General features: G+C 47.6%; 9 protein-coding genes. 3 read left to right on the top strand and 6 right to left on the bottom strand.

Annotated elements, in window-relative coordinates; translation table 11 throughout:
• The first annotated feature begins 4 nt into the window (after nucleotides 1-4).
• Entirely contained in the window at nucleotides 5-520 is a 516-nt protein-coding gene (locus ACZOTW_RS01330) for a pilin (RefSeq protein ID WP_483997280.1), read from the top strand.
• Nucleotides 521-679: 159 nt separating this feature from the next.
• Here ACZOTW_RS01330 and ACZOTW_RS01325 read toward each other — a convergent pair whose 3' ends face one another.
• Nucleotides 680-2623, bottom strand: coding sequence for a FeoB small GTPase domain-containing protein (locus tag ACZOTW_RS01325; protein WP_428046631.1), 1944 nt, complete (start codon nucleotides 2621-2623; stop codon nucleotides 680-682).
• A 152-nt stretch (nucleotides 2624-2775) separates the two neighbouring features.
• On the opposite strand from ACZOTW_RS01325, the gene ACZOTW_RS01320 reads away from it, so the two are divergent.
• Nucleotides 2776-2946 carry a ferredoxin family protein gene (locus ACZOTW_RS01320; RefSeq protein WP_177746833.1) on the top strand — a complete coding sequence of 57 codons (171 nt, stop codon included), beginning with the start codon at nucleotides 2776-2778 and terminating at the stop codon, nucleotides 2944-2946.
• A 613-nt stretch (nucleotides 2947-3559) separates the two neighbouring features.
• Nucleotides 3560-5521, top strand: a complete 1962-nt coding sequence (locus tag ACZOTW_RS01315) for an ankyrin repeat domain-containing protein (RefSeq protein ID WP_483997279.1) — start codon at nucleotides 3560-3562, stop codon at nucleotides 5519-5521.
• Nucleotides 5522-5586: 65 nt separating this feature from the next.
• On the opposite strand, the gene ACZOTW_RS01310 is transcribed toward ACZOTW_RS01315, so the two are convergent.
• From ACZOTW_RS01310 to ACZOTW_RS01290, 5 genes are all read right to left on the bottom strand, one after another.
• Complete coding sequence (locus tag ACZOTW_RS01310; RefSeq protein ID WP_483997278.1) at nucleotides 5587-6072, bottom strand: type IV pilin protein; 486 nt, start codon at nucleotides 6070-6072, stop codon at nucleotides 5587-5589.
• A gap of 213 nt (nucleotides 6073-6285) precedes the next feature.
• Nucleotides 6286-7734 (bottom strand): FGGY family carbohydrate kinase, encoded by a 1449-nt coding sequence (locus tag ACZOTW_RS01305; RefSeq protein ID WP_483997277.1) that lies wholly within the window; start codon nucleotides 7732-7734, stop codon nucleotides 6286-6288.
• Nucleotides 7731-9650: an LTA synthase family protein gene (locus ACZOTW_RS01300; RefSeq protein ID WP_483997276.1), complete on the bottom strand. Its 1920-nt coding sequence runs from the start codon at nucleotides 9648-9650 to the stop codon at nucleotides 7731-7733. Before ACZOTW_RS01300 ends, ACZOTW_RS01305 begins: the two co-directional genes overlap by 4 nt.
• Before the next feature lie 2 nt (nucleotides 9651-9652).
• A complete protein-coding gene (locus tag ACZOTW_RS01295) occupies nucleotides 9653-10852 on the bottom strand; it encodes a RecB family exonuclease (protein WP_440254894.1) in 1200 nt (399 codons plus the stop codon).
• Nucleotides 10853-10997: 145 nt separating this feature from the next.
• Nucleotides 10998-11912, bottom strand: coding sequence for a hypothetical protein (locus tag ACZOTW_RS01290; protein WP_428063939.1), 915 nt, complete (start codon nucleotides 11910-11912; stop codon nucleotides 10998-11000).
• Between the last annotated feature and the right edge of the window lie 661 nt (nucleotides 11913-12573).

Genomic DNA, 12573 nt, shown 5'->3' with positions numbered 1-12573 from the left:
CCTTATGCAAAACAAAAATTCCGGCTTCACGTTGATAGAATTATTAGTGGTGGTACTGATTATCGGAATTTTAGCCGCCGTCGCTCTACCGCAATATGAAAAGGCAGTAGAAAAATCGCGCGCCACCGAAGCAATAACAATATTAAACTATATGCACAAACAAGCCCAACTCTGTGCTCTTGCAAATGGAGAAAACTGTAACAGTAACACAAATGAAGAACTTGGAATAGAATTAGGAAACGGTTTTACCTGCCACCAAAACAGTGATAGTGAAGTTTGCTGTAATAAACATTGGTGTTATGACAATAATAGCCTAAATTGGGGGGATAAATGCATCAGTGGTTCGGGGCTTACACCTATTGCGGCGCGTGTAGATGGGATACCTGCTAATTTTAATAATGTAGATAGAAAATATTTGCTTGAAATGGAAGACTGCGCAGGTGGCTCTAAAAGAATTGCTTGTTACGAAAGTGAAAAATGGTGCAAAATGTTTGGAGGAGAAGGTAAACCTATTAATTAAAAACGGCATTATCTCTACTATTTTGTCGTCATTCCCGCATGTCGTAGTCGGGGATGACAAAAAAAGACTACTATATCAAAAACAACTTTCTTATAAACGCTAACCCCCGGTAAAAATGTTTGCCGGGGGTTTCTCATATATCTTATCTGACAATTTTTATTACATCAAAATCAGCCGTAACACCCACGCCGATAAAAATGCCATACAAAGCGTCAGCGTAATCACTCTAAATGTGTCCTTCCAGCCGCTTTCGCGCAACATTACAAAGAATGTCGCCACGCACGGCAAGTACATCGCCATAAACACGCACGCCACCACCAACTCAGCCGGTGGTAGGTTAAACGGCTGTAACAGAGCGATAGACACGTCTTTACGCAGGCAGCCCAAAATCAGCAAAGGCGTCGTGTCCGCAGGCAGACCCAAAATATGCTCCACCGGGTAACGCGCAATCTGGGCTATCCAATTCGTCAGCCCGGAAAGTTGCATTAAATCTACAAACAGCACGCCCACCAAAATAAGCGGCAGGGCATCCCCCAAATATTCCTTCATACGAATCCACAACTTGCGCAGTAAAGGCCGCCATTGGGGAATCTGCCAAGAGGGAATTTCCATAAACAATTCGGGCGTTTCGCCTTTCATCAGTTTGTTTAAAATCGTACCCGCCAAAATACCGTTTACAAACAGGGCGAAAAATACAATCAGCATATATTTTAAGCCGTAGGGGGACAAAATGGAAATAATCATCGCGGTTTGGGAAATGCACGGCGCCAGCACCAAAATAAGCGCCAAGGCAATAATGCGCTCACGGCGGGTTTCCAACACGCGGATACCCATTACCGCAGGAACCTTGCACCCAAAGCCCAACATAATAGGCAACGAACCGTATCCGTGCAAGCCTACCTTGTGGAGCAGGGAGTCCAAAAGTACGGCCAGGCGCGGCAGATAGCCCAAATCGCCCAAAAAGCCCAACAGTGCATAAAACGCCAACACATAGGACATTACGTCTATCAGCGCAATATGCAAGCCGTCGGTCAGCACGCCGAAATAGTTTTCGCCGCCGTCGCCAAGCAACAGCATCCCCAAAGCATTGTCTTTTATCCCGCCGAAAATATGCTCCAAGAACGGAACATAATAATTTTCATACAGCGGGTCTAGAAGATTGATGAGGTGCTCTCCCACAAAGCGGACCAAAAAGAACGATACAACCAACACACACAAGGCTATCGGCAGCCCCGTTACGGGTGTGGTCGCCCAACCCTGCAAATGCTCCCAAAAAGAAGCGTGCTTGTGTTTAACCGTTTGCACTTTTTGTATGATACGGCCGATAACGTGCCATTTTTCTTCCGGGTCGGCGGGAATATTCAAAGTGCTTAAAACAGATTCGTGCGAGGCAATTTTTGCCGCCTGATAGGAAAGTTCTTTTAAGCCCTCACCCGTCGTAGCGACAGTCGGAATAACCGGGATACCCAGTTGCTTTTCCAATTCCTTTACATTAATTTGAATCCCTTTGCGCACCGCCTCGTCGTATTTATTTAAAAGCAAAATGACGGGCTTTTTAAGTTGCATAATTTCCAACAGAAAATACAGGTTGCGCTCCAAGTGCGAAGCATCCGCCACGCATACAATAAAGTCGTACTCCAATTCCTTAAACAAATTATGCTTTTTCCCTTCCAAAGTCCATTCTTCTTCCAAACGGTAAAGACCGGGGATATCAATAATATCATAAGAATCGCCGTCAAATACGGTTTGCCCGTAGTTCAGGCCAACCGTCGTACCGGGGAAATTGGAGGAAATAATACCAATGCCTGTCAAACGCGAGAAGATAAGACTCTTGCCCACGTTGGGGTTTCCGGCTAAAAGAAAAGTATTCTTTTTGGCAGTAACGATAATTTTTTTAGCAGTTTCGCGGCCGAGAGCCACCTCGGTACCGGAAACGCTGACAACCACCGGGCTGGACCCGGGTTTGCGGGTAATAAATTGTCCACGGACAAGCCCCATAGCCGCCAATTTTTCGGCCATTTTAGCATCCGTTTGAATATCTTTAATTTTCGCGGTGTTGCCCGGTTTTAAAGAGTGTAAAGTGCGGGAAGTTTCTTTTTCCATAAAAGTTAGTTTTTCCTTACTTTTATATTTTACCAAAACCATTCTATTAATACAAGAGGACCGCGCCGACGGACTGGGGGCAGCCCATACCCGCCGCCAAACAATTTTGGTATAATTTATATACAAACTTAACCTAATAGGAGACTTATTTTATGGCTTATAAAGTAAACCCGGATGTTTGCATTAACTGCGGTGCTTGCGAATCTTCTTGCCCCGTAGCCGCTATTAGCGAAGTGGACGGCAAAAGAAGCATTGATGCTTCTAAATGCATTGAATGCGGTTCTTGCGCCGGCACCTGCCCGGTGAGCGCAATCGCTCTGTAAGAGCGACCGCGAACAGGGCAGCATTGCTCCCGCCGTCCGCAGGACCCCGGTGAGCGTAATCGCTCTGTAATTTAGTTGCATAGACCACTTGTGTTTTAAAAGCCCGCACTTTTACGAGTGCGGGTTTTTATATTAAGAAATTTTCGCTTGTAGTTGTTCTGCGGGTCTTGCCCGTTGGGGAGTGCGTATAAGGCGGAGGAGTATTTTTATTTGTTTGAGCCTGTAAGGCGAGTTGTAAAAATACCCGCCGTTACGGCCTTTTATGGGTACTGCCCCGCCACTCTTTTTCTTGTGCAAGAAAAAGAACAAGATATTTTTGCTTGGTTTTTCTGTTTAGAAAACCAAAAATAAAGAGCCGGGGGATGTGCCCGGCCCTTTTGTTCAGAACCGTTCGGGGGGTAAATCGAAGGGTTCTGGGGGATAAATCCGTCGGCCTTTACCGGCCTTTATACTAACTATAATACAACCTAGTTAAAAAAAATGCAAGCCCTATATCAAAAATTTAGAATTATTTAAACATAATTCTTTCAGATTACAAAAAAGCCCCACCACAAAAAATTTAAAACTTTTCCCGCCGCATTGGTTATAATATAATTGGAGGGAGAATACTTATATGAAAAAACTAGGACTCATTTTTGTCTTCACACTAGCCGTCAGTCCGCTTGTGGCGCAAAACGCCGACAGCCAAGACGACTACTACACAGGGTATGAAGGCGTAGTGTTGGGCGAACGCGCTCCGCGTTCTGCCACAGATGCCATTGCCCAACAAGCCACGCAAATCCCCGGCGATATTTACCGCGGAACCTTGTTTGGCGCCGAACAAAAGAAATACGAGGGCGACACGTTAGGCAATCGCCCGCGCGCCAAGACCAAATATGTGTATGATACATCTTTGGTGCGTGCCGTAAAAATCAGTGATGTGGACCGCGTGCGTACATTAATGTATGCTAACGTAAACGTAAATGAAAAAAACTACGCGGGTATCACTCCGCTCACGATTGCCGCCGAAAAAGGCAATATGGAAATTATCAAAATGCTGGTAGAGGACGGAAAAGCCGTCGTCAATGATGCGTCCAGTTACGGGGTAACACCGATTATTTCCGCCGCGGCCGCCGGCAATACGGATGTGGTAGCCTACTTGGTTAAACACGGTGCCGACGTAACCGCCAAGGACGATTTGGGCAAAACCGCCCTCATTTATGCCTCGGGCACAGATAACTCCAAATTAATTTCCAACTTAATCGCGCTTGATAACACGGCCGTCAATCTGCCGGATAACTCGGGCAATACGCCACTTATTTACGCGGCGCAAAAGGGACTTGTTAATAATATTAAAGTCCTCTTGGCGCACGGTGCTATGGTAAACTACCGCAACCCGGCCACAGGCCTTTCCGCCCTGTCCGCCGCCGCGGCCGAAGGCCACAGCGATGCCGTCCGCCTGCTCATTCGCTCGGGTAAGGCTGATGTAAATATTGCAGACCTTTCCGGTCGCACGCCGATTTTTTACGCCGTAGAACAAGGGCAAACCGACACCTTGCGCAATTTACTTTCCTTAGGCGCGGATGTAAACGCCAAGGACAATAACGGTGTAACCGCATTAATGCGTGCCTCTTCTAAAAAACAGCAAGAGTGCTTGAACGTACTCCTCAAACAAAAGAATATTAACGTCAACGAAAAGGATTTTCAAGACCGCACCGCTATCGTTTATAGCGTTTACGCTACGGACGTGGCCCCCGCGCAGGCGCTGTTAAAGGCGGGTGCGGACATCAATTCGCGCGACCGAGACAACAACACCCCGCTTTTAGCGGCTATCAAGGCCAAAAACGACAAAGCGGCCCTGCTCCTTATCCAACAAGGGGCCGAAGTCAGCGCCGCCAATAACAACGGCGACAATGCCTTCACGCTTACCGAGCAATATCTACCGAACTCTTTAACGTCCAATGTACTGGGGGTTAAAAAGGCTGAGGTGGTTCAGCAAGCCCTGCAAATTCAGGCGCAGAAACAAGCCGAAGTACAAGAACTGGAAAACCAACTTGCGCAAGATGAAGCCCGCGTTCAACAGATAAAAGAGGAAGAATTGGCCCAAGCCAAGGCCGCCCAAGAAGCCAAAGCCGCTGAGGTCCGCGCGCAAGTAGAGCAAGAATACCAAAACGACCCGGAATTAGAACGCTTGCAAAAACAGTTAGAAGAAGCCAGAGCGCAAAAAGAAGCGGCTATGGAAGAAGAAATTAACCGCCGCTTATCCGCTGCTGACACGCAAGTAACCGAGGCCGCCAACGAGGTAAAGGCGCAGGGTGATAGTGCTGTGCAAAAAGCACAAGACACCGCTTCCGCCGCCGAGGCCAAGGCCAAAGCCGATGCTGCCAAGGCACGCGCAACAGTTAATCAGGCCAAGGCAAAAACAACCGCCAACAGAAACTCGGCCAAACGCCGCGCTACGCAAGGCCGCAGAAAAGCAGCCGCCCGAAAAACGGCTGTAAAAAATTCCGCCGCCAAAACCAAGGCTGCTGCCAAGGCAACGGTGGAGGCCGCCACGGTCAAACCGCAAGAAGTAAATATGGCGGATGTGCTGTAAAAAGTTTTAGACATATAGAAAAAGCCCCGTTTTTTTTACCCGGGGCTTTTTTTTGCTTTGGCAAATTACAAAATATCGTAATAGGTGTGGTTATCAGTTGTTCCTTGGTGGGATTTTCCATTTGACATAGACTTGCAAACCGCAACGGCCGTTGGAGTATCGCACCGGGCCCATAAAGTTTGTTCCTTATACGATTGCACTAAATAAAAATTTCCTTTATCGCTGCACGCCGCTCCGGATGAGGTAACCGCACAAGTGGAGCCGTCTTTAAAATATACACCTATATGACTGGGGTCAACCGAAATACTCGTTTTTTTAAATGCGGTGGCACCCGCCGTTATATCTATATCCAAATCACGCACGTCTAGCGGGTAGGTACCGTTCGCCATATAGTAGGTTTGGGCGGCCTGATGTAAGGCTTTTACCCGTATGATATTTTGCGTTAAGCGGCTCTTTAATACCGCCTTTTCGTACTGCGGCAGCGCCACCGCCGCCAAAATACCGATAATCAGCACCACCACTAATAGTTCTATAAGGGTAAATCCTTTCATTTTTTCTCCTTTTAAGGCCTTTATATTTAGCCAAAATAGCCTTTTATACGCATTTTTATACGGCGGATACATCCGGATACACATTAAGCGTTCTCTCTCTAATTTATCAAAAAAAAAAACGGGTCAAGCCCCTTCTAAAATACCCAGCCAACAAAGAGTATAAAAACAAAAACCCCGCTAAAAAGCGGGGGGAAAATCGGCAGGTAAAGGCTATTATTTGGGTTGCGCTTTGCACCAAGTTAAAAAGGCCTGCCACTTTTGGTGCAAGTTTTTTGCATCTTCCACAGACAGGTTCGGCAAAAAGGAACCAGTTTCCCCGTTTGTGCTGACTTGTAAGGACTCCTGTAAATAATCAGCCGCCAAATGCGCCGCACCCAAGGCTGTGCTTTCGCTTTCGCCACGCAACACCAACGGCAACTGCAATAAACCGGCCTGAAACTGCATTAAATAATTTAAATGAGTAAGTCCGCCAGATACCGCCACCGGCCCGCTAACAGGCACCTTATTGGCCCGCAAGTAGGCTACAATATCCGCCAGTAAAAAGGCTATACCGCGCACCGTTCCGGCCACCCAATCGGCCTTTTGCGTAAGGGGGGATAACCCCGCCACCACAGGCGACAAAGAAAAATCCCAATACGGCGCACCCAAGCCGCCCAAGGCCGGCAAAAACCATACAGGATTTTGCGAAAGGGCGCACAAACTATCTATTTTTTTAGCGTCAAAAGAAATCCCCTGCGCGCCCAACCATTGGAACGCGCTTCCCGCCGCATTGACGGGGGCTTCCAACAAATAATCGCTTTTTGGAATTTCGCAGGAAGCAGAAAGGGAAGTTAATAACCCCGGCAGGCAAATATTTTTGCATCCCGAATTATGCAGCAAGAACGCGCCCGTACCATAATTGATAAGCGTTTGCCCGTCCTTTAAACGGTTCCAAGCGGCGGCCTGTTGGTCGCCGACACACACGCAAAGAGGAATTTTTACCTGTTCAAATTCATACGTTCCATAATCTGCCGCACTCGGGCGGATTTCCGGCAAAGTTTCAGGCTCAATCCCAAAAGCCTTGCACAAGTCCGCGCTCCAAGTTTGCGTGCGGATATCCCATAACAGCATACGTTGGGCAAGTGTAGGGTCTGCGGCAAAGGTTTTACCGCCCGTTAAATGCCAAATAAAGTAAGAGGCCACTGGCCCGATAAGCAAATTTTTTTCGCCCAACGCATGTTTCACCGGCGGGCAATTTTTAAGACACCAGGCAATTTTAGGTGCGGAAAAATACGGCGTTTTATATAAACCCGTTATCACGTGAACTTCCGCCTGGCTGACGGGTGCGTTTTCCGCTTCCGCCGCCGCGCGGCCGTCCTCCCAAGTAAGCACCGGGGCCAACGGCTCGCCCGTTTGCCTATGCCACAACACAACAGTAGAGCGTTGGCAGGATACGGATATACTGCGGACATTTTGCGCGCCGACTTGCGTTAAAAGAGAATTTAAAACATTTTTTTGTGCGCGCAGAAGTTCGTTTCCGTCATAAAAAGAAAGACCGTTTTGGGGGCGTTTTGGCGCAAGAATCAGGCTTTTGCGCGCAATAACTTCTCCTCTTTGGTTAAAGGCCAAAGCCCGGCAAGAAGATGTGCCCAAATCCAGCGCAACAAAAAGTTTCCCGCTCATCTTCCGTCCCCTGTTTCTTGCGGCTTATACCAACGGTTTTCTTTCAAAAGCGTATAGGCTGCCTTGTCCAAGGAGAGCAGGACTTCCTCCGCTTTTTCGGTATCCATACCGGGAGTAGCGGATAAAATTTTCCCGCCGCTATGGCGCATTTCTCCGTCTTGCGTAATAAGCCCGAGATTTACACCCTCCGATACCAGCGCCACGCGTTTAAAAGAAGTATCAAACATATCCCGCCCAAAGGCCGTATAGGCGGGCGTAAGGCCCGTCAAATGGTAGAGCGTGGGAATTAAATCTAATTGCGAAACGATTTGATTGGCTTCCTGCCCCTTAAAAAGTTTCGGCGCATAAATAACCAGCGGAATACGGAAGCGGTTTTTTAACGAATCATCTGCCGGACCGCCGGAGGTATGGTCTGCCACGAATACAAAAATGGTATTATCAAACCAACCGTCCTCCTTGGCGCGCTTTAAAAACTCGCCAATAGACCAATCGGCAAACGACAGCGTATTTAAAAAGCCGTGCTCCCAGGAATCGTATGGATATTTGTCAAACTGCGGCAAGGTGGAGGCAAACGGCTCGTGCGTAATACCCGTAAACACCATACCCATAAAATTTTTTTCTTGGCGGTTTTTAATTTTATCAGCCGCAAACATTAAGGCATCATAATCATAGCCAAAGGGAGCGCGGTCCTTGTATTTTAACCGTTCGGGGATATCTTCCCACCCGTAACTGTCTTTTACTCCCAAGTAGGAAGCCAATGCACACAGGCGGTAAGAATCGCGGTGCGAGGTCTGCGCAAAAAAAGTGTAATAACCTGCCCGGGCAAAGTGCTTAGGCATAGGGGAAAAAGCCGTCAGTTCAAGCCCATAGCCAAACATAGGCAGCCCCGGTACAAGAGGCACACCCGCAAAAACTGCCGCAAAGCCAAAAATACTGCGCAGCCCCGCCGCATAGGCATTGGTAAAATTCACGCCGTTCTTTAAAATATCGTCAAATACCGGGGTTGCGCCAAAGTCTTGTCCGGATAAACCGTCCACATAATACGGGTGCCAGCCTTCCAAAAGAACAATCATTACGTTGTAACCTTTGGCTAGGGGATTTTTTTCCGGCTGGGCTTGGCGCATAAGCGGATAATTTTCGTCCGGCACCGTTTCGTCTGCGGCTACAAAGCGTTTTTGCGTTAGTTCCAGCGCTTTTTCCGCCGGGAACGTGTTGGAAATTTCCATTGCGCCCTTTCTGCCCACCTGATAAGCCGTAAATGCGCCGTTTAGCGTAAGCGCCGCTCCGGCGGGGGAAGATGCGTAATTATATACGTCCGCCACGCCAATAGATTTGCCGCGCCCGATATGTCCGCGGATACCTAAAAAAGTGAATAAAACAATCAAAAAAAGGATTTCTCCCGTACGGATTTTACCATAGCGGTTGGCCTGAAAGTGTTTATCCGTATAACAGCAAAACGCGCGCACCGCCCACGCAAAGCCGCCCAAAAGGATAATAAGCGGCAGCCAAACCTGCGTAAGCATATACTTTAACACATAGCCCCAATCGTTAGCCACTTGCACAATTTCCTCGGCAATATGGCGGTTTACTTTGGGAAAATAAATTAAATCGCCAATCAAAAAACCCGCCGCAAAAATAAGTTCAGCAAACAGTACGACCGTCCAAAATTTTACCCAACCGCGCCCGCGCACAGGTAAATTTAACAAAAACAGTACCGGCCCCATAAACAGGGCTATCACGGAGAAATCAAAGCGAAGGCCGTTTAAAAAGGCGGAAAAAATTTCTGCCCCGGACAAAACGCTAAAAAAATCCCAATTGAGCACCAACAAGGCCAAGCGCGCCACCGTAAACAGCACCCCTGCCGCCAACACGGCTAAAAAAGACAGTTTTAAGCGAAAATCGGTTTTCCGTATCATAACTACTCCGCCTTGGTTAAATTAATTTGTATGTCCTCTTCTTTTTTGGCAAAGGCCTGCAACTTTGCTTTGGCTTCCGCCGGAACGGCTGCGTCCGTTAACAGCCCGGCCACCGTACTTTGCGTAGGTACCAGCACCTTGGCTAACAGTTTTAGCGTGCGCAAGAGTTCCACCACTTTTTCTTTATCGGTAAACTCCAACTTTTCCACGCGGGAAAGTTCAGCCTTGTACTGCTTGCCGAAATGGCGCTCAAAATTGTTTTTGCGCATTAGCGAAATAATTTCTTTTTGCAAAGATTTCGCTTCGTCCAAAAGCGCCCCGCAACGGTCAATTTTTTCGCTTAAAATTTCTTGCTCACTTTTGGGTTGTTCGGCAATAGCGGGAGCCGCCTTGCGCACTGCAAACCCCGTCGGGCCGGTGTATTCCTTACCCGTAAAAACAGGGCAGATGTTGCGGTAATCGCACCAGCGGCATTGGTTTTCGCCGGGGGTGGGGGTAAAATTGCCCGCGCGGATGTTGTCTGCTACCTTTAAAACGCCCTGCCAAAATTCAAAAATTTCCTTATCCTCTGCCCGTTCAAACGTCATTTCGTGCAAGGTGGGCAAATGGTAAAAACTCAGTTGCGCCACGCGGATTTCTTTTACGCCCGGGTCCTTTTGCTCAACAAGTGCGCGGATGGCGGGGGAGTTTTCGGCAACCTTTTGATACATATACAGTTGGTCCGGCTCACGCTGGACAGTTTTGCCCGTTTTATAGTCCAAAATTTTGATTTTTCCGTCGCCCAAATAGTCCATACGGTCCAAAATACTGATAAGGCTCAATCCGTCAATATCCAGTGTACTCTTCATTTCCACGGACAGCGGGTGCGCAAAAGTAGCCGCGTTTTTGGCATAATAGGACTCAATAATCCGCCTCCCCTCTGCATATCCGGCCAGTTCCTTTTCAAGCGACGCATAGCCTTTTTGTTCATAGGTTGTTTTGTTCCAATGGTTCTCAAAAAACACCAATGCTTCCGCCAAAGTGGGGAAAACCGGGTTTGCCGGGTTGTAAATGTATTCCATTACCTCGTGCAACGCAGAGCCAAACGCAAAGTAATACTTGGGTTGCTCGGGCAACATATGGACATAGCGGAATTTGTACTTCTGCGGGCATTCCTTATACATACCCATTTTAGAATAGGAAAACGATAAATTTCTGGCCATAAAATACTCCCAAAATACAGTTAGTTTATTGTACCATTTTACAGAGCAACTCGCCGATAAAAACAAGCATCGTTAAAAAAAGAGAGGGGAAAACCTAGCCCACAAAAAAGCCCCGCCGTAAGCGGGGCTTTTTAAAACTGTTTGGTTAGTTAAAACCAATTTTGCGGCGAGGGGCGTCTTCTTTCTTAATAGTAGAAGGCAAGCGCACTTTGCCACGCAAGTATTTTACAAAGTCCGTTTTAACCGGGTAGGTATCCAATTTGATAGCCACCAAAGCCAAAGCATCTTTGTACAAAGACGGATAAAGATTCATTAAATCCACCAAATCCGCCGCGGCTTGGGCTGCCTGTTTGGAAAGTTTCGCCAGTTCCCGGTCAGCCTTTTTTACTTGGTTGCGGTAGAAGCGTTTTTCCATTTCGGTTTCGCTCATTACAATCTTTTTGTTGGCAGCCAGTTTGACCTCTTTCAACTGGGTAATGGTTTGCTCCATAAAGCCCAATTTTTTACCCAAGGCCACAGCAAGCATATTTACCTCTTCGGGAAGTTCTTCATATTCAGGCACCAAGGCGACCACTTCGCGGAAGAAAGCCGGAGACATGTCGGGATATTCCGTCGGCTTGGCCGATTCGGAGAGCATACCCGGAATGTCGGAATCTTTTTTAGGAAAGAAATTCGGATTGCGTTCTTGCAGCAAGCGTTCTCCCCATTGGGCTTGCGCCTTCATAGCGCGTTCGTTCAGGCTAGCCGTCAACTCAGCCGTTTCGGCATCCAATTTTTCCAAAACAGCCAAGCGATCTTTTGCGCCGAGAGAGGCATCCGTCAGCACTTGGGCCACCTGTTGGCTATGCACTTGTTGGGCAATCGCCAAAGAACGGCTGACCAAAGCATATTGCTGTTTAAGCACTTTGCTAGACACATTTGGCGCCGTAGGAACACGGATTTTAAACGCGTTTGTAACAGTTTTTACTTGTTTTGCTGCAACGACAGGAGCGTTACCGGCTTGGGCAGAACCAGGGACCGCCAAACCCAGTAACAGCAGGGCTAATATGACTTGTTTCATTTTAAGTACTCCTTCTCTTGTTGTCATCAGTTTAATTCGGGTACCCTTTCAATATACAAAGTTATACCCAAAAAATCCACTATTTTTTATAACAAAATTCTAAATCATTTTTAATAATGTAGTCTTCTTATACAAAAATAAACAGGGCCAAAAGACCTAACCGCTTATAGGGCTTTGGGCCTATATTGAAAGAGAGATAGTATCATTTCCGAAGGAGACAATAGAGAATTTTTTTAATAAAACGATTCCTACCGCCGCATAAAGCAGTTTATGCGGCTTTGGGGGCAAATAAAAAACCCGCTTCCGCGGGTTCTATATTTTCCTTTATTGTCATCGGCCACCAGTCGCCTCGTTGACCCTCGGCGCTCGCGGCCCCGCCTCGCCATACTCGCCTTTCGGCCTATGGCCTCAAACTCGTATAAGGCTCCGGCTTTCGATTCCTACCGCCGCATAAAGCAGTTTATGCGGCTTTGGGCGCAAATAAAAAACCCGCTTCCGCGGGTTCTATATTTACCTTTAAGGTCATCGGCCACTAGTCGCCTCGTTGACCCTCGGCGCTTGCGGCCCCGCCTCGCCATACTCGCCTTTCGGCCTATGGCCTCAAACTCGTATAAGGCTCCGGCTTTCGATTCCTACCGCCGCATAAAGCAGTTTATGCGGC

This window comes from Candidatus Avelusimicrobium sp. (assembly GCF_056976295.1).
This window is presented reverse-complemented; position numbering and strand designations above follow the sequence as displayed.

Bases quoted from the DNA above. Each gene is read 5' to 3' on its own strand.
- ACZOTW_RS01325 (WP_428046631.1), bottom strand. From the start codon at position 2,623: ATGGAAAAAGAAACTTCCCGCACTTTACACTCTTTAAAACCGGGCAAC.
- ACZOTW_RS01305 (WP_483997277.1), bottom strand. From the start codon at position 7,734: ATGAGCGGGAAACTTTTTGTTGCGCTGGATTTGGGCACATCTTCTTGC.
- ACZOTW_RS01300 (WP_483997276.1), bottom strand. From the start codon at position 9,650: ATGATACGGAAAACCGATTTTCGCTTAAAACTGTCTTTTTTAGCCGTG.
- ACZOTW_RS01290 (WP_428063939.1), bottom strand. From the start codon at position 11,912: ATGAAACAAGTCATATTAGCCCTGCTGTTACTGGGTTTGGCGGTCCCT.
- ACZOTW_RS01315 (WP_483997279.1), top strand. From the start codon at position 3,560: ATGAAAAAACTAGGACTCATTTTTGTCTTCACACTAGCCGTCAGTCCG.
- ACZOTW_RS01330 (WP_483997280.1), top strand. From the start codon at position 5: ATGCAAAACAAAAATTCCGGCTTCACGTTGATAGAATTATTAGTGGTG.
- ACZOTW_RS01310 (WP_483997278.1), bottom strand. From the start codon at position 6,072: ATGAAAGGATTTACCCTTATAGAACTATTAGTGGTGGTGCTGATTATC.
- ACZOTW_RS01320 (WP_177746833.1), top strand. From the start codon at position 2,776: ATGGCTTATAAAGTAAACCCGGATGTTTGCATTAACTGCGGTGCTTGC.
- ACZOTW_RS01295 (WP_440254894.1), bottom strand. From the start codon at position 10,852: ATGGCCAGAAATTTATCGTTTTCCTATTCTAAAATGGGTATGTATAAG.